This window comes from Pseudomonas sp. TE6283 (genome assembly GCF_054060555.1).
Genome location: NZ_JBSSDH010000010.1, coordinates 70,902 through 88,727 on the forward strand (window position 1 = coordinate 70,902; position 17,826 = coordinate 88,727).

At 63.7% G+C, this 17,826-nt stretch carries 18 protein-coding genes; 10 read left to right on the forward strand and 8 right to left on the reverse strand.

All coding sequences use genetic code 11. The features are described from left to right. Nucleotides 1–68: 68 nt before the first annotated feature. From hcnA to hcnC, 3 genes are read left to right on the forward strand one after another with little or no spacing between them, the layout of a single operon-like run. On the forward strand, nt 69–383 hold the full coding sequence (hcnA, locus tag ACVWZ5_RS15205) for a cyanide-forming glycine dehydrogenase subunit HcnA (protein ID WP_062360070.1): 315 nt from the start codon (nt 69–71) through the stop codon (nt 381–383). Then, nucleotides 380–1,774, forward strand: a complete 1,395-nt coding sequence (gene hcnB, locus ACVWZ5_RS15210; protein ID WP_096049067.1) for a cyanide-forming glycine dehydrogenase subunit HcnB — start codon at nt 380–382, stop codon at nt 1,772–1,774. Before hcnA ends, hcnB begins: the two co-directional genes overlap by 4 nt. Nucleotides 1,775–1,776: 2 nt before the next feature. Continuing rightward, nucleotides 1,777–3,027: a cyanide-forming glycine dehydrogenase subunit HcnC gene (gene hcnC, locus ACVWZ5_RS15215; RefSeq protein ID WP_062575651.1), complete on the forward strand. Its 1,251-nt coding sequence runs from the start codon at nt 1,777–1,779 to the stop codon at nt 3,025–3,027. A 62-nt stretch (nt 3,028–3,089) separates the two neighbouring features. On the opposite strand, the gene lpdA is transcribed toward hcnC, so the two are convergent. Then, complete coding sequence (gene lpdA / locus ACVWZ5_RS15220) at nt 3,090–4,490, reverse strand: dihydrolipoyl dehydrogenase (protein WP_186600103.1); 1,401 nt, start codon at nt 4,488–4,490, stop codon at nt 3,090–3,092. 215 nt (nt 4,491–4,705) lie between these two features. Between lpdA and cfaB the strand changes: the two genes are divergently transcribed. After that, a complete protein-coding gene (gene cfaB / locus ACVWZ5_RS15225) occupies nt 4,706–5,890 on the forward strand; it encodes a C17 cyclopropane fatty acid synthase CfaB (RefSeq protein ID WP_062575649.1) in 1,185 nt (394 codons plus the stop codon). 35 nt (nt 5,891–5,925) lie between these two features. Here cfaB and cls read toward each other — a convergent pair whose 3' ends face one another. Continuing rightward, nucleotides 5,926–7,365 carry a cardiolipin synthase gene (gene cls / locus ACVWZ5_RS15230; protein ID WP_197865983.1) on the reverse strand — a complete coding sequence of 480 codons (1,440 nt, stop codon included), beginning with the start codon at nt 7,363–7,365 and terminating at the stop codon, nt 5,926–5,928. Nucleotides 7,366–7,495: 130 nt separating this feature from the next. Between cls and ACVWZ5_RS15235 the strand changes: the two genes are divergently transcribed. Continuing rightward, nucleotides 7,496–8,023: a DUF3617 domain-containing protein gene (locus tag ACVWZ5_RS15235; RefSeq protein WP_050707585.1), complete on the forward strand. Its 528-nt coding sequence runs from the start codon at nt 7,496–7,498 to the stop codon at nt 8,021–8,023. Nucleotides 8,024–8,027: 4 nt separating this feature from the next. Here ACVWZ5_RS15235 and folE2 read toward each other — a convergent pair whose 3' ends face one another. Then, on the reverse strand, nt 8,028–8,909 hold the full coding sequence (folE2, locus tag ACVWZ5_RS15240; protein ID WP_457340714.1) for a GTP cyclohydrolase FolE2: 882 nt from the start codon (nt 8,907–8,909) through the stop codon (nt 8,028–8,030). 24 nt (nt 8,910–8,933) lie between these two features. Beyond that, the gene (locus ACVWZ5_RS15245) at nt 8,934–9,311 is read right to left on the reverse strand and encodes a hypothetical protein (RefSeq protein ID WP_028690005.1); all 378 of its coding nucleotides are present in this window, start codon (nt 9,309–9,311) and stop codon (nt 8,934–8,936) included. A gap of 110 nt (nt 9,312–9,421) precedes the next feature. Here ACVWZ5_RS15245 and zigA point away from each other — a divergent pair, with 110 nt between their 5' ends. From zigA to ACVWZ5_RS15260, 3 genes are read left to right on the forward strand one after another with little or no spacing between them, the layout of a single operon-like run. Further along, nucleotides 9,422–10,630, forward strand: a complete 1,209-nt coding sequence (gene zigA / locus ACVWZ5_RS15250; RefSeq protein ID WP_062575646.1) for a zinc metallochaperone GTPase ZigA — start codon at nt 9,422–9,424, stop codon at nt 10,628–10,630. After that, nucleotides 10,627–11,244, forward strand: coding sequence for a DUF1826 domain-containing protein (locus tag ACVWZ5_RS15255; protein WP_062575645.1), 618 nt, complete (start codon nt 10,627–10,629; stop codon nt 11,242–11,244). The genes zigA and ACVWZ5_RS15255 overlap by 4 nt, the downstream gene beginning before the upstream one ends. Before the next feature lie 51 nt (nt 11,245–11,295). Continuing rightward, the gene (locus ACVWZ5_RS15260; RefSeq protein WP_186600105.1) at nt 11,296–12,270 is read left to right on the forward strand and encodes a CobW family GTP-binding protein; all 975 of its coding nucleotides are present in this window, start codon (nt 11,296–11,298) and stop codon (nt 12,268–12,270) included. Here ACVWZ5_RS15260 and ACVWZ5_RS15265 read toward each other — a convergent pair whose 3' ends face one another. After that, nucleotides 12,271–12,663 (reverse strand): DUF3301 domain-containing protein, encoded by a 393-nt coding sequence (locus tag ACVWZ5_RS15265; protein WP_050707579.1) that lies wholly within the window; start codon nt 12,661–12,663, stop codon nt 12,271–12,273. It lies immediately after the preceding gene. 120 nt (nt 12,664–12,783) lie between these two features. Here ACVWZ5_RS15265 and pdxY point away from each other — a divergent pair, with 120 nt between their 5' ends. Continuing rightward, on the forward strand, nt 12,784–13,656 hold the full coding sequence (gene pdxY / locus ACVWZ5_RS15270; RefSeq protein ID WP_062575643.1) for a pyridoxal kinase PdxY: 873 nt from the start codon (nt 12,784–12,786) through the stop codon (nt 13,654–13,656). On the opposite strand, the gene ACVWZ5_RS15275 is transcribed toward pdxY, so the two are convergent. After that, the gene (locus ACVWZ5_RS15275; protein ID WP_023629682.1) at nt 13,653–14,138 is read right to left on the reverse strand and encodes an acyl-CoA thioesterase; all 486 of its coding nucleotides are present in this window, start codon (nt 14,136–14,138) and stop codon (nt 13,653–13,655) included. The two genes, pdxY and ACVWZ5_RS15275, sit on opposite strands and share 4 nt — an antisense overlap. A 326-nt stretch (nt 14,139–14,464) precedes the next feature. Here ACVWZ5_RS15275 and ACVWZ5_RS15280 point away from each other — a divergent pair, with 326 nt between their 5' ends. Further along, entirely contained in the window at nt 14,465–16,225 is a 1,761-nt protein-coding gene (locus ACVWZ5_RS15280; RefSeq protein WP_084940857.1) for a cation:proton antiporter, read from the forward strand. Between the two features lie 139 nt (nt 16,226–16,364). Here the strand turns inward: ACVWZ5_RS15280 and ACVWZ5_RS15285 are convergent, their stop codons facing one another. Together ACVWZ5_RS15285 and ACVWZ5_RS15290 are read right to left on the reverse strand one after the other, a co-directional pair. Further along, nucleotides 16,365–16,772 (reverse strand): SMI1/KNR4 family protein, encoded by a 408-nt coding sequence (locus ACVWZ5_RS15285; RefSeq protein ID WP_028689999.1) that lies wholly within the window; start codon nt 16,770–16,772, stop codon nt 16,365–16,367. A 113-nt stretch (nt 16,773–16,885) separates the two neighbouring features. Continuing rightward, nucleotides 16,886–17,734 (reverse strand): Tim44 domain-containing protein, encoded by an 849-nt coding sequence (locus ACVWZ5_RS15290; RefSeq protein ID WP_062360080.1) that lies wholly within the window; start codon nt 17,732–17,734, stop codon nt 16,886–16,888. Nucleotides 17,735–17,826 lie beyond the last annotated feature (92 nt).

Below are 17,826 nucleotides of genomic sequence, written 5' to 3' on the forward strand. Positions count from 1 at the left end.
GTCATATTTTGCTGTCGGAATCTGCCTTACCTTCTCGATCCTGCTTAAACAACAAGGACGACGAGGTAATGCTGATGCTGGTAAGGAAACTCGATATTCAGCCGCTGTCGGGTGACGGCCTGACGATTCATCTGAACGGTCTTCCAGTGGTTGTCGCCCCAGGGGAGACCGTGCTGACCGTCTTGAACGCCGTCGGGCTGCGCCAGGTCGCCCGCAACGATCATGGTCAGCTCAGCGGTGCCTTCTGCGGCATGGGCGTCTGCCATTGCTGCCTGGTGCAGATCGATGGTCGTCCCAAGCGTCGCGCCTGCCAGACCATCGTCAAGCCGGGCATGAGCATCGAGACCGAGGTCAATCGCGTGCAAGAGGAGGCCCACCCATGAGCCTTCGTCCCGTGATCGTCGGTGGCGGTTCGGCCGGCATGGGCGCCGCCATCGAGCTGGCCGAACATGGCGTGGACTGCCTGCTGTTCGACGAGGCGTCGCGCCCCGGTGGCGTGGTCTATCGGGGCCCGCTGCGCGCGGGTGTCGACCTGGGCTACCTGGGGCCGCGCTACACCAAGGCCCTGACCAAGCTGCATGAAGATTTCGCCGCCTGCGCCGAGCGCATCGACCTGCGCCTGAACCATCGCGTGGTGGGTGGGGACGATCAACGGCTGATGGTCCTCGACGCTGATGAACAGCTGCACGAGATCGACTACTCGCACCTGCTGTTGGCCGCCGGATGCCACGAGCGCAACGTGCCGTTCCCCGGCTGGACCTTGCCCGGTGTGATCCTGCTCGGCGGCTTGCAGCTGCAGATCAAGAGTGGCGTGGTCAAGCCACTGGGCAGCACGCTGATTGCCGGTACCGGGCCGTTGCTGCCACTGGTCGCCTGCCAGCTGCACGCCGCCGGCGCCAAGGTGGCCGGCGTGTACGAGGCCTGCTCGTTCAACCGTATCGCCAAGGAAAGCCTGGCGTTGATGAACAAGCCGCAACTGTTCCTCGATGGCCTGAGCATGCTGGCCTACATGAAGCTCAACGGCATCCCCATGCATTACGGCTGGGGCGTGGTGGGCGCCACGGGTGACGGCGAGTTGCAGGAGGTCCAGGTCGCCCCCTACACCCAGGACTGGCAGCCGGACATGACCCGTATCCAGCGCGAGCAGGTGCGCACCCTGGCGGTGGGCTACGGCTTCATTCCGCGGACCCAGCTCAGCCAGCAACTGGGCCTGGCCCATGGCTTCAGCGAGGACGGCTACCTGCGCGCCGAGTGCAACGTGTGGCAGCAGAGCAGCCAGCCGAACATCCACCTGGCCGGCGACATGGCCGGTATTCGCGGTGGCGAGGCAGCGATGCTCACCGGGCGTATCGCCGCGGTGTCGATGTTGCAGCAGATGGGCAAGCTCGATGCCGAGCAGGCGATCGAGCGCCGTGAACGCTTCCTGGGCAAGCTGGCGGCGATCAAGCGCTTCCGTTCCGGGGTGGAACGCTACACCGCGCGCGGCGCGGCGCAGATCCAGCTGCCCCAGGCCGATACGGTGATCTGCCGTTGCGAAAACGTCACCCGCGAGCAGATCGACCTGGCCCTGGAGCAGGGTGTGGAAGACATGGCCAGCCTGAAGATGCGTACCCGGGTAAGCATGGGCGACTGCCAGGGGCGCATGTGCGTCGGCTACTGCAGCGACCGCCTGCGCAGCGCCACCGGCCGCGCGGACGTGGGCTGGCTGCGCCCGCGCTTCCCGGTGGACCCGATCCCGTTTTCCGCATTCGAACAACTCGGCACGGAGGCCTGAGCATGAACAAGCATTACGACATCATCATTGCCGGTGGCGGCGTGATCGGCGCGTCCTGTGCCTACCAGCTGTCCAAGCGACACAACCTGAAGATCGCCCTGATCGACTGCAAGCGCCCGGGCAACGCCACCCGCGCCTCGGCCGGCGGCCTGTGGGCCATCGGCGAGTCGGTGGGGCTGGGCTGCGGGGTGATCTTCTTTCGCATGATGTCCTCGCGCAACAAGCGTGAGGCCAACGGCGCGGCGGTGGTGGTCGACTCGAGCACGCCGCACATCCTGCCGGAGTGCTTCTTCGACTTCGCCCTGCAGTCCAACGCGCTTTATCCACAGCTGCACCAGGAGCTGATCGAGCGCCACGGCATGGACTTCAAGTTCGAACGCACCGGGCTCAAGTACATCATCCAGGATGAAGAAGACCAGCTGTACGCCGAGCACATCGTCAAGCAGATCCCGCACCTGGCCGACCAGGTACGCTGGCTCGACCGCGACGCGCTGCGCGCCTCGGAGCCGGCGGTGACGCTCAAGGCCAATGGCGCGCTGGAGTTTCTCTGCGACCACCAGGTCAGCCCGTTCCGCCTGGGTGATGCCTACATGGAGGCGGCGCGGCAGAACGGCGTCGACCTGTACCCGAACGTGAACATCACTGGTGTGCTGCATGAAGGCTCGCGGATCAAGGGCGTGCGCACTGCCGAGGCCGGCGAGTTCCATTGCGGCACGCTGATCAATGCCGCTGGCGCCTGGGCCGCGGAGCTGAGCGAATGGGCGACGGGGGAGAGTATTCCGGTCAAGCCGGTGAAGGGCCAGATCGTGCTGACCGAGCGCCTGCCCAAACTGCTCGATGGCTGCATCACCACCAGCGATTGCTACATGGCGCAGAAGGACAATGGCGAGATCCTGATCGGCAGCACCACCGAAGAGAAGGGCTTCGATGTCAGCAACACGTTCCCGGAAATCAGTGGCCTTGTGCAGGGCGCGATCCGTTGCGTGCCGCAGCTGGCGCAGGTGAACCTCAAGCGCACCTGGGCCGGCCTGCGCCCGGGATCACCGGACGAACTGCCGATTCTCGGGCCTGTGGATAATGTTCAGGGCTACTTCAATGCCTGTGGACATTTCCGTACCGGAATCCTCACGTCGGCCATTACCGGTGTGCTGCTGGACAAGGTTGTCCACAATGAGGCGTTGCCGCTGGATATCACGCCATTCCTGGCGTCGCGGTTCCGTGAGGGTGTGGATAAACAACTGGCCCACGGCTAGGCCTGGCACTTGTGGGAGCGGGCCAAGCCCGCTCCCACACCGTTTTGCTACAAGGTGCTCACTCAGATCTGCATCGCTTTCCCATCCACATTCATCGCCGCCTGGCGCAGGGCCTCGGAGCGGGTCGGGTGCGGGTGGCAGGTGAGGGCGATGTCCTCGGCCGAGGCCGAGAATTCCATGGCCACGCAGAACTCGCCGATCATCTCGCTCACGCTCGGGCCCACCAGGTGCACGCCCAGCACCTCGTCGGTGACGGCGTCGGCGATGACCTTGGCGAAGCCTTCGGTCTCATGGTTGATCTTGGCCCGGCTGTTGGCGGTGAAGGGGAACTTGCCGACTTTGTAGGCGCGGCCTTCGGCCTTGAGCTGCTCTTCGGTCTTGCCGACACTGGCCAGTTCCGGGCGGGTATAGATGACGCCCGGGATCAGGTTGTAGTTCACCTCATGCGGCTTGCCGGCGATGCGCTCGATGCACGCTACCGCTTCGTCCTCGGCCTTGTGCGCCAGCATCGGGCCGGAGGTGACGTCGCCGATCACCCAGATGCCTGGGACCGCGCTGCGGTGATGGTCGTTGGCGAGCATGCCGCGCTTGTCGGTTTCCAGCCCGACGCTTTCCAGGTTCAGGCCCTGGGTATACGGACGGCGACCGATGGCCACCAGCACGTAGTCGGCCTGCAGGGTTTCGGCATTGCCACCGACGGCGGGCTCCAGGGTCAGGCTGACGCCGTCGGCACTGGATGTGGCCTGGGTCACCTTGCTGCCGAGCTTGAAGGTCATGCCTTGCTTGGCCAGGGCCTTCTGCAGGGTCTTGGCGGTTTCCTCATCGGTGCCTGGGCAGATGCGATCAAGGTATTCGATCACCGTTACTTCGGCACCCAGGCGGCGCCACACCGAACCCAGCTCCAGGCCGATCACGCCGGCACCGATCACGACCAGGTGCTTGGGCACCTGAGGCAGCGACAGGGCGCCGGTGGAATCGATGATGCGCTGGTTGTCGATGGTCACGCCGGGCAGCGGCGTGGGTTCGGAACCGGTGGCGATGACGATGTCCTTGGCCTGCAGGGTGGTTTCGCTGCCGTCCTCGGCTTTGACCAGTACCTTGCCGGCGCCGTCCAGGCGGCCCCAGCCCTTGACCCAGTCGACCTTGTTCTTACGGAACAGGTACTCGATGCCCTTGGTCAGGCCGGTCACGCTTTCGTCTTTCTGCTTCATCATCTGGCCCAGGTTGAGGGTCGGCTTGACCTCGATCCCCAGGTGGGCGAACTCTTCGCCGCTGGCCGCCTCGTAGAGCTCGGATGCGTGCAGCAGGGCCTTGGAAGGCATGCAGCCGACGTTCAGGCAGGTACCGCCCAGGGTCGAGCGACCCTCGACACAGGCCACGCTCAGGCCCAGCTGGCCGGCACGGATCGCTGCGTTGTAGCCGCCGGGGCCGCCGCCGATGATCACCACGTCATAGGATTTCATGGGTTTCGTTACTCCGAGAGTGTGAGGAAGCGAAGAGGGGCACAAGGTTAGTCTGAGTGATGAAGATTGTATACAATCTGTTGGATGACCCGGACCAGATAGTTCTAGACTATGGTCGCGATTAACGGAAACTTCGCACGAATGAACTACCCTGATCCGGTGACGTCCGACACCTTGAGGCTTGGCGTCCGTATCAATGAAAGGGAGGGTCATGAATGCTTGCGCAACTTCCACCCGCATTGCAGAGCCTGCACTTACCTTTGCGCGTCAAGCTGTGGGACGGCAACCAGTTCGATCTGGGGCCGAGCCCGCAGGTCACCATCCTGGTCAAGGAACCCCAGCTGATCACCCAGCTCACCCATCCGAACCTGGATGAGCTTGGCTCTGCCTTCGTTGAAGGCAAGCTGGAACTGGAAGGTGATATCGGTGAAGTCATCCGGGTCTGCGACGAGCTCAGCGAAGCCTTGCTCAAGGATGAAGACGAGGTGGTACCGGAGCGCACTTCCCATGACAAGCGCACCGACGCCGAAGCCATTTCCTACCATTACGACCTGTCCAACGATTTCTACCAACTGTGGCTCGACCCGGACATGGTCTATTCCTGCGCCTACTTCAAGGAGCCGGACAACACCCTGGCCCAGGCGCAGCAGGACAAGTTCGACCACCTGTGCCGCAAGCTGCGCCTGCAGGCCGGCGACTACTTGCTGGATGTCGGTTGCGGTTGGGGCGGGCTGGCACGATTCGCCGCCCGCGAGTACGGCGCCAAGGTGTTCGGCATCACCCTGAGCAAGGAGCAACTGAAGCTGGGCCGCCAGCGGGTCAAGGAGGAGGGCCTGGCCGACAAGGTCGACCTGCAGATTCTCGACTACCGTGACCTGCCGCAGGATGGCCGCTTCGACAAGGCGGTCAGCGTTGGCATGTTCGAACACGTCGGGCATGCCAACCTCGAGCTGTACTGCCAGCGGCTGTTCGGTGCGGTGCGCGAAGGTGGCCTGGTGATGAACCATGGCATTACCGCCAAGCACGTCGATGGTCGCCCAGTCGGCCGTGGCGCGGGGGACTTTATCGACCGTTATGTGTTCCCCCACGGCGAGCTGCCGCATATCTCGATGATCACGGCGCGTATCTGCGAGGCGGGCCTGGAGGTGGTCGATATCGAAAGCCTGCGCCTGCACTACGCCAAGACCCTCAACCACTGGAGTGAGAACCTGGAGAACCAGTTGCACCGCGCCGCCGCGCTGGTGCCGGAGAAGACCTTGCGTATCTGGCGCCTGTACCTGGCCGGTTGCGCCTATGCCTTCACCAAGGGCTGGATCAACCTGCACCAGATTCTCGCGGTGAAGCCCTATGCCGACGGCCACCACGACCTGCCTTGGACGCGTGAGGACCTCTATCGTTGATCGGGTAGCCCGGCGTGCCGACTAGGCTCGCCGGGTCACAGGATCGGTGAAATCAACCGCGCGATACGCATCCCCAACTGTTGCAGGCGGTGGGTGTCGCGGCTGTCTTCCGCGGTGATCTCCCGGGCTTGTTCGAAGTCATTCTCCAACATCCGTTCGACTTGGTCGGCGAAAGTGCGGTCCACGGTGAGCAGGGTGATCTCGAAGTTCAGCCGGAACGAGCGGTTGTCGAGGTTGGCGCTGCCGATGGCGCTGACCTCATCGTCCACCAGCACCACCTTCTGGTGCAGGAAACCGGGCAGGTAACGGAACATACGCACTCCGGCGCGTACCGCCTCGAAGGCGAACAGGCTGGAGGCGGCGTAGACGATGCGGTGGTCGGGGCGCGAGGGAATCAGGATACGTACGTCGACACCCCGCAGCACTGCCAGACGCAGGGCGGCGAAGATGGCTTCGTCGGGGATGAAATAGGGACTGGTGATCCATACCCGCCGGGTGGCCGAGTGAATCGCCTCGAGGAAGAACAGCGCACAGGTTTCCTGTGGATCGGCCGGGCCGCTGGCCAAGGCCTGGCACAGTACGCCGTTCTCCGGGTAGACGTCGGGCAGGATCAGCGGCGGCAGCTGGCGCGTGGCCCAGTACCAGTCCTCGGCGAAGGATTCTTGCAGGCAGGCCAGCACCGGGCCGCCGATCTGCACATGGGTGTCGCGCCACGGTGACAGCTTGGGGTGTGCGCCGAGGTATTCGTCGCCCACGTTGTGCCCGCCGAGAAAGCCTTGCACGCCATCGACCACGACGATCTTGCGATGGTTGCGGAAGTTGACCTGGAAACGATTGAACCAGCCACGCCGGGTGGCGAACGCCTCGATCTGCACGCCGCCGTCGCGCAGCACCTGGCTGTAGCTGGCTGGCAGGGCATGACTGCCGACGCGGTCGTACAGCACGAACACCTGCACGCCTTCGGCGGCCTTGCGCAGCAGCAGTTGCTGCAACTCCCGGCCGAGGGCGTCGTCATGGATGATGAAGAACTGCACCAGCACGGTGTCCCGCGCCATGCGGATGGCCGAGAAGATCGCCTCGAAGGTGGCTGCGCCATCGATCAGCAGCTTCACCTCGTTGTTGGCCAGACACGGCATGCGCCCCAGCTTGGGCATGGCGCGCAGGGCGGCGTAGCTGTCGGACTCGCGGGCGGTCAGCGCTTCCTCCACCCAGGGCCGCCAGTTCAGGTTGGCCATGGCCACGTGCATTTCCTGGTTGGCCTGGCGTCGGGCCTGGATGTAGGCGTAGAAGGAACGGGCGCCGAACACCAGGTAGGGGATGAGGGTGAGGTAGGGGATGAACAGCAGCGACATGGCCCAGGCGATCGCACCTTGGGCGGTGCGTACGGTGAACACCGCATGCAGCGCGGCGACGAGGCCGAGCAAATGAATCAGGCCGAGCAAGTAACCGAAGAAGTAGGGGCTGTGGAAATCCATACGCATCCTGCTTGCCGAGAGCACTGCTGCCTAACAGACCACGTTCGAGGGGTGGCCTGCAACCCGCAGGCGTTTTTGACGTCTAACGGCTCAGTCCGGCAAGAGCCGGTATTTCGAGGAGCTTTCATCCATGAAGATTCGTCTGCCACTGCTCGCCCTGGTGCTGGGGCTGGGCAGCCCGCTGGTTCACGCGCAGATGTTGCAACCCGGCCTGTGGGAGCTGACCACCAGCAACATGCAGGTCGATGGCAAGCCGTTGCCGGACATGGAGTTCATGCTCGGTCAGTTGAAGAACCTGCCGCCGGAGCAACGGGCGATGATGGAAGGTGCCCTGGCCAAGCAGGGCATCACGGTGGGGGGCAAGGGGGTGCGCTCGTGCCTGACCGCGGAGCAGGTCAAGACCAATGACATTCCGCTGCAGGATCCGCAATCGGGCTGCACGCAGAAGATCACCGAGCGCAATGGCAATGTCTGGAAGTTCCAGTTCAGTTGCCCCAAGGCCCAGGGTAACGGCCAGGCCACCTTCCTCAGCGACCGGGAGTTCCTGACCAAGGTCAACGGCACCTTCAATGCCTCCGGGGTCCAGCAGCAGGGCAGCATGGATACACGGGCGGTCTGGCTTGGAAATGACTGTGGAACGGTCAAACCGCGTACCTGATCGGTCACCCGCGATAACGACTGACCGCCACCGCGTCGTGGGCATGCAGGCTCTCTGCATGTTCCACGCGCACGCTGAAGCCGCTTATGCCCGTTAGCGTTCGCAAGGCCGCATGCAAGCGGCGGGCGGCATCCTCGCAGAACATCAGGTTCTGTCCGTTGGCCAGGGCGAAGGCCTGCTCGTCGGCGCGCTTGACTGCCGTCTGTACGGCCGTGCCCAAGGCGGCCTCCGCAGTCTCGATCAACTCGGTCAGCCTGAACGCGTCGCCGTCCAGACGGACCTGCAGCTTGGCCATGCTCCTTTGGCTATGGGGTGTCGCAACGATGCCGTCACTGCTGCCAAGCCACTGGCGAACACGCTCCCTCTCCAGTGACTGGCCAGCGAAGTCCCGGTCGAATTGCGCCTGGATCAGCTGTCTGGCCAGCGCCGCCGAGCATGGGCAGGTCGAGGAGTAGGGAATGTGCACCGATAGTTCCACGTGGAACATTCCATCTTTCAGCTGTGCGTCGATGCTCACTGGGTAGCGTTTCCAGCCTGCTAGCGGGCTGACCAACGCCGGGCGCTTGAGCAGGTGATCGAACGCCAGGCGCAGGTAGGCGGCGTTCGAAAGGCCCTCGTGGCTGGCGAGAAACTGCTCGAGCGTCCGGCGAATCAGGCGTGGACTCAAGGCTTGCTGTTCCAGCGCTTCCAGCGCCAGGTACAACCGTGACATGTGGATGCCCCGGGCTGAGCCGTCATCCAGGCTCACGCCGGCATCGGCGTGCGCGCCGAGGCTGCGTCCGTCGACCAGCAGCGGCAGGGCGATACCGCACATGCCGACCCAGTCCAGCGGCAGTGTCTGCTGGCTGCTTTGTGTGGCGATGTCGGGAAGGGCAAGGCTAGACATGGAAGGATCCTGAAGTGATGGCAGTCAGCGGCAACCGCCGACAAGGCTGCAGTGCAGGTTGAAGCGTTGACCGCTGGAGCTGGAGACACGGTTGAGGGTGGTCCAGCCGATGCGACGGCTGTAGCCCACCCAGGCTTCACCGTCGCTGGCCAGCCCGGTGAAGAAGGTCAGCGTGCCGTAGCGGCTGTTGGTCTGAGCCCACAGGCGCTTGCCTGCTACTTCGTAGCCTCGCAGGTAAAAGGTGCTGCCTTCGGTACGCACGCTGTAGTAGTTGCCTTGGCCATCCTGGCAGGCGAGCAGGGTCGCGCTGCGGGTGCACAGGGCGAGGTCGGTGTGGGGCATGGCGAGAAGCTGCATAGGTGCTGCGAGCAGCAGCAAGGCAGCGAGGCCGGATGATTTCATGACGCTCTCCAGACAACCGTTCGGTCGACACGGCTTGGCGAAATTGTATTGTTATAATATAACATTGTGCAATGCATCGATTCGAATGCGCCTGCCCGATGAGGTTAGTCATGCCCAACCGTCTCCCTGTCACCGTGCTGTCCGGCTTCCTCGGCGCCGGCAAGAGCACGCTGCTCAACCATGTCCTGCGCAACCGCGACAACCTGCGCGTCGCCGTGATCGTCAACGACATGAGCGAAATCAACATCGATGCCAGCGAGGTCCAGCGCAACGTCAGCCTGAACCGGGCGGAAGAAAAACTGGTGGAGATGAGCAACGGCTGCATCTGTTGCACCTTGCGCGAGGACCTGCTGGAAGAGGTGGCGAGGTTGGCGAGTGAGGGCCGCTTCGATTACCTGCTGATCGAGTCGACCGGCATATCCGAGCCGCTGCCGGTCGCCGAGACCTTCACCTTTCGCGACGAGCAGGGGCGCAGCCTCTCCGACATGGCGCGCCTGGACACCATGGTCACCGTGGTCGACGGGCTGAACTTCCTGCGCGACTACCAGGCCGCCGAGAGTCTCGCCAGCCGTGGCGAGACCTTGGGTGAGCAGGACGAGCGCTCGATCAGCGACCTCTTGATCGAGCAGGTCGAGTTCGCCGACGTGCTGTTGCTGAGCAAGATCGACCTGATCAGCCAGTCTGACCGTGAGGAGCTGGTGGCCATCCTGCGCAGCCTCAATGCCCGGGCGCAAATCGTGCCGATGGTGATGGGCCAGGTGGCGCTGTCGCGCATCCTCGATACCGGCCTGTTCGATTTCGACCAGGCGGCCCAGGCTCCGGGCTGGCTGCGCGAACTGCGTGGCGAGCATGTGCCGGAAACCGAGGAATACGGTATCGCCGCCAGCACCTGGCAGGCACGTCGGCCGTTCCACCCGCAGCGCTTCTTCGACTTTATCCACACGCCCTGGAGCAACGGCCGGTTGCTGCGTTCCAAGGGCTTCTTCTGGCTGGCCAGCAAGTACCAGGAGGCCGGGAGCTGGTCCCAGGCCGGTGGCATGATGCGTCACGGCCTGGCGGGGCGCTGGTGGCGCTTCGTGCCACGAGAGCAATGGCCGCAGGACGAAGAGAGTACCGCGGCGATCCTCAAGCAGTGGTCGGTGGAAAGCGGCGATTGCCGCCAGGAACTGGTGTTCATCGGGCAGAACATCGACTTCGAGCGGTTATCCACGGAGCTGGAGGCCTGCCTGCTCACGGACGACGAGATGGAGTTGGGGCCGATGGCCTGGCTGCGTCTGCCCGATCCTTTCGGGGCCTGGCATGAGGACGCGGTGGCATGACTGTGGATATCCGCCAGGTGTTCGGTGAATCGCCCCAGGTGATGACCGACATCCTTCATGATGGTGTCAACCTGGCGGTCTGGCAGCGCCGCCTGCCGGCCCAGGTGGAGGACTTCGCCAACCTGGTGCTCAGCCTTGGCCAATCCCTGGCCGATGAGCGGGTGATCGAGGTGGATGAACGCCACCCGCCAGCCTTGCCCGGTTTGCTCAGGGAGGCCGCCGATCTGCACGGCTATGACGGTTTCGTCGCAGATGTGGCTTGGCTGGTGGCTGCCTATACCTGCCTGCTGGGCGCCCGTCGTCTCGGTGTGCGCGTGCGGGTACTGGACGGGGCGATGTGCCCGCGAATGCATGTGGACCATGTGCCGGTGCGCCTGCTCAGCACCTATGCCGGCGCGGGCAGCGAATGGCTGGCGGAGGGAGCGATCGATCGCGCGCGCTTGCAGCAGTCGTTACCGGGTGTGGATAAAGTTCGGCGCCTGGCGGCGGGAGAGGTGGCCCTGCTCAAGGGGGAGAAGTGGCTGGGTAACGAGGGGGCGGGATTGGTCCACCGGTCACCGCTGACGCCCGCCGGGGAGCGTCGATTGTTGCTGAGCCTGGATTGGTTGGCATGAATCGGGAGCCCGGCGGTATAGACTGGCAACAATCCACCCCGATACCGAGCCATGCTGCAGAATATCCCTACCCATGTGATCGCCGGCCCCCTCGGCGCCGGCAAGACCAGCCTGATCCGCCACCTGCTGGACCAGCGTCCGGCTGGCGAGCGCTGGGCCGTGCTGGTCAACGAGTTCGGCCAGGTCGGCCTCGATGCCGCCTTGCTCAGCCGCGACGAGGCGGGCATCGCCATCGGTGAAGTGGCGGGAGGCTGCCTGTGCTGCGTCAATGGCGCACCGTTCCAAGTGGGGCTTGGCCGCTTGCTGCGCAAGGCGCGCCCGGACCGCCTGTTCATCGAACCGTCCGGCCTCGGTCACCCGGTCGAGTTGCTGGAGCAACTGGGACGCGCACCTTGGACTGGCGTACTGTCGGTGCAGCCACTGCTGATGGTGCTGGATGCCGCGGCCCTGTCCCGGGGGGACGTCCTGCCCGAGGCTCAGCGCCAGGCACTGGCGAAGGCTGGGATGCTGGTGTTCAACAAGGCGAGTGGTGTGGATGAAGCCGAATGCTTGTTGATAACTGAATCACTACCTGCATTACCGGCGCGCTGGACGAATCACGGGGTACTGCCGCTTGCTGCATTGCCTCTTTCAGCTCCCGTGGCATCGGGCACTGTTGACTATGGCAGCCTGCCTGTGGATAACGGCGCAGTGCCGCTGCCCACCCTGTGGACCGATCCACGACAGCCGATCTGCCAGTTTCAGCAGGGGGAGGGAGGTTGGAGCATCGGCTGGCGCTGGCATCCCGACCAATGCTTCGACGCGGCCGTGCTGCGCGGTGTGCTCGAGCAATGGCCGTGGCGCCGGGCGAAGGGCGTTATCCACAGCACCGAAGGCTGGCAGTCGTTCAATGGCCTTGAAGGCGGGACGCTGGAATGGCGTTCCAGCGAATGGCGCAAGGACTCGCGCATCGAGCTGATTTTCGATCAGCCGCAACCCTTGCGGGCCCTGCAAGCCGCCATCGGCTGCTGCCCGCTGATCCGTTGATCAATTGCGCCAGCGGTTGTGCTCCTGGCGCCACTGCTGCATCTCGATGACGTTGTCGGCACGTGGCGGGGTCTTGATCTCGAACGGATAGGGCGCGAGTTCAATCTGCATGGTGTGGGCGCCGAACTGGGTGACGGTGCCGGGGTGGCGCTGTTCACCGGTGACAGTGAACTCGAAGTTGTAGATGCGCGCCAGGCGCTTCCTGCCGTTGGCGTCCCGCACGAAGGCGATGCGCTTGAGCGCCACCGCGTCGTCGAGCAGTTCCAGGTCGAGCTTGGCGCAATGCTGCTTGACCCGTGCCAGGGCCTTTTCGCGCAGCCCGTGGTTGTGCCACAGCCAGGCGCCTGCGGTCGCCACCAGCATCAGGACGAAGAGGTTTTCCAGGGTCAGCATTTGCGTAAGCTCCAGACAGGTCGATCCAGCTTAACTGCGTCTCTGGCCTGTCGTACAGATGGCAATCGGGTTCATACTGCGGGCCGCACATTTCTTCACACAGTTTCGGAATCGTCCCGCATGAAACGTACACCGCACCTGCTCGCCATTCAGTCCCACGTGGTCTTTGGACACGCCGGCAACAGCGCCGCGGTGTTTCCCATGCAGCGGGTCGGGGTCAACGTCTGGCCGCTCAACACCGTACAGTTCTCCAACCATACTCAGTATGGACAGTGGGCCGGGGAAGTGCTTGCCCCAGCGCAAATTCCCGCGTTGGTGGAAGGCATTTCCAATATCGGTGAGCTGGGCCATTGCGATGCGGTGTTATCGGGCTACCTGGGCAGTGCCGAGCAGGGGCGGGCGATCCTGGCCGGCGTCGAGCGGATCAAGGCGGTCAATCCCAACGCCCTGTACCTGTGCGACCCGGTCATGGGGCATGCCGAGAAGGGCTGCATCGTGCCGGCGGAGGTCAGCGAGTTCCTGCTCGAGGAGGCGGTCGCCAAGGCCGATATCCTGTGCCCGAACCAGCTCGAATTGGACAGCTTCTGTGGCCGTCGCGCGCAGTCGCTGGAAGATTGCGTGGGCATGGCGCGCGGGTTGCTGGAGCGCGGGCCGCAGGTGGTATTGGTCAAGCACCTGAATTATCCACAGCGGGCGGACGATGCCTTCGAGATGCTGCTGGTGACTCGCGATGCCAGCTGGCACCTGCGCCGGCCTTTGCTGGCCTTCCCACGCCAGCCGGTGGGCGTGGGCGACCTGACCTCCGGGCTGTTCCTCGCCCGCGTGCTGCTGGGCGACGACTGGCTACAGGCTTTCGAATTCACCGCCGCCGCCGTGCATGAAGTGCTGCTGGAAACCCAGGCCTGCACCAGCTATGAACTGCAACTGGTGCGAGCCCAGGACCGCATCGCCCACCCGCGGGTGCGCTTCGAGGCGCAGCGTTTGCTCTATTAGATCGAATCAGTCTTGAGGTTCTGGTAGCGCTGTTCCAGCTCCTGGCGGATCTGGCGGCGTTGCTGGCCCTGCAGGAAGCGGCGCTTCTCCTCGCTGCTCTGCGGCTGGCGCGGTGGTACCTTCACCGGGCGACGGTCGTCGTCCACCGCGACCATGGTGAAGAAGCAGCTGTTGGAGTGGCGCACCGAGCGCTCGCGAATGTTCTCGGTGACCACCTTGATGCCCACCTCCATCGAGGTGTTGCCGGTGTAGTTGACCGAGGCCAGGAAGGTCACCAGCTCGCCGACATGCACCGGTTCGCGGAAGATCACCTGGTCCACCGACAGGGTCACCACATAGGTGCCGGCATAGCGGCTGGCGCAGGCATAGGCGACTTCGTCGAGGTACTTGAGCAGGGTGCCGCCGTGTACGTTGCCAGAGAAGTTGGCCATGTCCGGTGTCATCAGGACGGTCATGGTCAGCTGGGCGTTTCCAGGTTCCATAGAGAGCTCACGGTGAATTTGCACGGATTCGGGGCGGGTATCTGCAGACACTTCTGTTTCCCCTCGTTGAGGTTTCCCATCCTGGTACGGGACGTCGGCTGACGCTCCATCGTCACGCCAATCTTGCCATCGGCGGTGTCGAATCGGCCGATCTGTTTCTGCATATTGCATCGGCATTTTGTGGCAAGGCGCGATGTTAACCTGACGACGCCCATGCAACGTGGGCTTTTGCGTCTATCACAACAGTATGGGCCTGCTCCGCGCCGAAGGATCGTCCGGCAGAGGAGCGGTTCGCCCCGTGCATCGAAAACAAGGAGTATCACGCCATGCATGCCATCAGCTTCATCCAGGACCTGGCGGTGATCATGCTGGTTGCCGGGGTGGTCACCATCCTCTTCCATCGCCTCAAGCAGCCGGTGGTGCTGGGCTATATCGTCGCCGGCTTCATCATCGGCCCGCACACGCCGCCGTTCGGTCTGATCCACGACGAAGACACCATCAAGACCCTGGCCGAACTTGGGGTGATCTTCCTGATGTTCTGCCTGGGCCTGGAGTTCAGCCTGCGCAAGCTGTTCAAGGTTGGCGCCACGGCTTTCATCGCGGCGTTCCTGGAAATCGTCCTGATGATCTGGATCGGGTTCGAGATCGGTCGCTGGTTCGGCTGGAACACCATGGATTCGCTGTTCCTCGGGGCGATCCTGGCGATCTCCTCGACCACCATCATCGTCAAGGCGCTCAACGACCTGAAGATGAAAAACGAGCGTTTCGCCCAGCTGATCTTCGGCGTGCTGATCGTCGAGGACATCCTCGGCATCGGCATCATCGCGCTACTGTCGGGGATCGCCGTCAGCGGCTCGGTGAGTTCCGGCGAAGTGTTCTCCACCGTGGGCAAGCTGTCGCTGTTCATGATCGTCGCACTGGTCATCGGCATCCTGCTGGTGCCGCGGCTGCTGGCCTACGTGGCGAAATTCGAAAGCAACGAGATGCTGCTGATCACCGTGCTGGGCCTGTGTTTTGGCTTCTGCCTGCTGGTGGTCAAGCTCGAATACAGCATGGTGCTCGGTGCCTTCCTGATCGGCGCGATCATGGCCGAGTCGCGCCAGTTGCTGAAGATCGAACGGCTGATCGAGCCAGTTCGCGACCTGTTCAGCGCCATCTTCTTCGTCGCCATCGGCCTGATGATCGACCCGTCGATCCTGGTCGAGTACGCCTGGCCGATCGTGGTCATCACCCTGGCGGTGGTACTGGGCAAGATGCTTTCCTGCGGCATGGGCGCGTTCATCGCCGGCAACGACGGGCGCACCTCGTTGCGCGTGGGGATGGGGCTTTCGCAGATCGGCGAGTTCTCCTTCATCATCGCCGCCCTGGGGGTGACCTTGCAGGTCACCAGCGACTTTCTCTATCCGGTCGCAGTGGCGGTGTCGGCCATCACCACCTTGCTGACGCCGTACCTGATCCGTGCCGCCGATCCGTTGTCTATCAGGCTGGGCAAGGTGGTGCCGAGCCGCGTGGCACGGGTGCTGTCGCTGTACGGCGAATGGTTGCGCAGCATCCAGCCGCAGGGCGAGGGGGCCATGCTGGCGGCGATGATCCGACGCATTCTGCTGCAGGTCGGGGTCAACCTGGCGTTGGTGATCGCGATCTTCTTCAGTGGCGGTTATTTCGCCGGGCGCATCGGCAGCTGGTTGAGCGAGTGGGTGGCGGATGCCGGCCAGCAGAAGGCGCTGATCTGGGGCGCGGCATTGCTGCTGTCGCTGCCGTTCCTGATCGCCGCGTATCGCAAGCTCAAGGCGCTGTCGATGTTGCTGGCGGAGATGGGCGTCAAACCCGAGATGGCCGGGCGGCATACCCAGCGGGTACGGCGGGTGATCGCCGAGGTGATTCCGCTGCTGTCACTGCTGGTGATCTTCCTGCTGCTGTCGGCCTTGTCGGCAAGCATCCTGCCGACCAGCGAACTGCTGCTGGTCATCGTCGTGGTGGCGGCGGTGGTAGTGGCGCTGTTGTGGCGCTGGCTGATCCGGGTGCATACGCGGATGCAGGTGGCGTTGCTGGATACGTTGGAGAACAACCGCGATCATTCGCACTGAGCGGTTAACGCTTTCTGCGCGAGATTTCACCGTCGTCCGAGGGGATGGAGCGGTAGCAGTGTCGCCAGGCGCAGAGAGCCTGGCGATTCTACGAGTGATGGGTAGCGATAAGCCATCACTTTATGCGGGTATTTCTCATTCAGCTTTCCAGCCAGACATCCCGTGCCCAGTGCCAGACCGATTCCCAGCTTTCCTCGGTGACGATTTCTTCTTCACCCGACCACAGCACCACGGTGCCGTCCTCTTCGACGCAGTAGTAGTCGTCACCGTCCTGGCAGATGGGAATGAGGTCGCGAGGCACGCCGGCGTCCCAGGCGTTGGCCGCCACTTCCGGCAGGTAGGTGTGGGATTGCGGATCGGTCACGGTCACCGGCTCGAGGCTGCCATACACCACGTCGCTGACGGTCAGCAGGTATTCCTTGAACACGAACGGGATGTTGATGAACAGCTCTTCCTCGATCTCGACCAGCTGATCCTCGTCCGGCAGTTCCAGCGGCACCGGTACCGGCTCGTTGGCTTCACGGAGTTGTTCGATCACTTCTTCCACGGTTCACATCCTCTGACCTTATGACAACGCTGCGCGTTATACCCTAGTAGGCCGCTCTGGCAAAAGCAAAAACCCCGGGACAGGCCCGGGGTTTTTTCTGCAACGTGCGACGGTTAACCGTTTTGGCGGATACCGGCCAGCAGCCAAGGCTGGTTTTCGCCATGGGCGCGAACCATGTGCCAGCTTTCGCTGAAGGCTTCGCCCTGGTCGAAGCGCGAGGTCTTCGACACGCCACGGAAGGTCAGGGTGGCGTCGGTCTGGTCGGCGCGCTCGTCGACGCCGTCCAGTTGCACATCGAGGTCGTCGATGTAGGTGGACTGGAAGCCTTCACCCTGCTCGGCACGCTCGCGCTTGAGGAACTCGAGCATCTGCGGGGTGACGAACTCGGCGATCTTGTCCATCTCGTTGGCGTCCCAGTGCTGCTGCAGCGACTGGAAGTGCGAACGGGCGGCGGACAGGAAGCTGGCTTCGTTGAACCAGGCCGGGGCGTTGATCACAGGCGAGGCGACCGGCGCGGCGGAGCCGCCGAAGATCGACTGCGGGGCGGCCTGCGGCTGGGCTTCGCGCTGGTACGGGGCATGGCCGGCGGCAGCGTGTTGCGGCTGCTGCTGGCGACGGCGCGCGGCGATGAAGCGGAAGACCAGGAAGGCGATCAGGCCCATGATCAGGAAATCGAGGATCTGCATGCCATCGAAGCCGTCGCCCATGAACATGGAGGCCAGCAGGCCACCGGCGGCGAGGCCGGCGAGTGGGCCCAGCCAGCGCGAGGCACCGCTGGCGGCGGCTGGTGCGCGACCAGGAGCGGTCGGGGCGGCGGCAGGCGTGGTCGGGGTGGCCTGGCGGGTCTGGTGGATAGGCGCGGAGCCCGAGCTCTTGCCACCACCGAAGCGCTTGGCGTTGGCGTCGAGGCTCAGCGTCAGGCCGACGCAGAGCGCCAGAGCGATGCTAAGAAAACGTTGCATAAGATGGGGATTCCCGTTTGTGTGGATTGCACGCGCGTCATGGTGCACATGAACTGACAGACATAGCCAGCGACAAGATGTTTCGAGCTTTT

Excerpts from the sequence above, each read along its gene's own strand:
- cls (WP_197865983.1), bottom strand. The coding sequence starts at position 7,365 with ATGGATTTCCACAGCCCCTACTTCTTCGGTTACTTGCTCGGCCTGATT.
- ACVWZ5_RS15245 (WP_028690005.1), bottom strand. The coding sequence starts at position 9,311 with ATGAAATCATCCGGCCTCGCTGCCTTGCTGCTGCTCGCAGCACCTATG.
- zigA (WP_062575646.1), top strand. The coding sequence starts at position 9,422 with ATGCCCAACCGTCTCCCTGTCACCGTGCTGTCCGGCTTCCTCGGCGCC.
- ACVWZ5_RS15275 (WP_023629682.1), bottom strand. The coding sequence starts at position 14,138 with ATGGAACCTGGAAACGCCCAGCTGACCATGACCGTCCTGATGACACCG.
- ACVWZ5_RS15235 (WP_050707585.1), top strand. The coding sequence starts at position 7,496 with ATGAAGATTCGTCTGCCACTGCTCGCCCTGGTGCTGGGGCTGGGCAGC.
- cfaB (WP_062575649.1), top strand. The coding sequence starts at position 4,706 with ATGCTTGCGCAACTTCCACCCGCATTGCAGAGCCTGCACTTACCTTTG.
- ACVWZ5_RS15260 (WP_186600105.1), top strand. The coding sequence starts at position 11,296 with ATGCTGCAGAATATCCCTACCCATGTGATCGCCGGCCCCCTCGGCGCC.
- hcnC (WP_062575651.1), top strand. The coding sequence starts at position 1,777 with ATGAACAAGCATTACGACATCATCATTGCCGGTGGCGGCGTGATCGGC.
- folE2 (WP_457340714.1), bottom strand. The coding sequence starts at position 8,909 with ATGTCTAGCCTTGCCCTTCCCGACATCGCCACACAAAGCAGCCAGCAG.
- hcnA (WP_062360070.1), top strand. The coding sequence starts at position 69 with ATGCTGATGCTGGTAAGGAAACTCGATATTCAGCCGCTGTCGGGTGAC.
- hcnB (WP_096049067.1), top strand. The coding sequence starts at position 380 with ATGAGCCTTCGTCCCGTGATCGTCGGTGGCGGTTCGGCCGGCATGGGC.
- pdxY (WP_062575643.1), top strand. The coding sequence starts at position 12,784 with ATGAAACGTACACCGCACCTGCTCGCCATTCAGTCCCACGTGGTCTTT.
- ACVWZ5_RS15290 (WP_062360080.1), bottom strand. The coding sequence starts at position 17,734 with ATGCAACGTTTTCTTAGCATCGCTCTGGCGCTCTGCGTCGGCCTGACG.
- ACVWZ5_RS15265 (WP_050707579.1), bottom strand. The coding sequence starts at position 12,663 with ATGCTGACCCTGGAAAACCTCTTCGTCCTGATGCTGGTGGCGACCGCA.
- ACVWZ5_RS15255 (WP_062575645.1), top strand. The coding sequence starts at position 10,627 with ATGACTGTGGATATCCGCCAGGTGTTCGGTGAATCGCCCCAGGTGATG.
- lpdA (WP_186600103.1), bottom strand. The coding sequence starts at position 4,490 with ATGAAATCCTATGACGTGGTGATCATCGGCGGCGGCCCCGGCGGCTAC.
- ACVWZ5_RS15280 (WP_084940857.1), top strand. The coding sequence starts at position 14,465 with ATGCATGCCATCAGCTTCATCCAGGACCTGGCGGTGATCATGCTGGTT.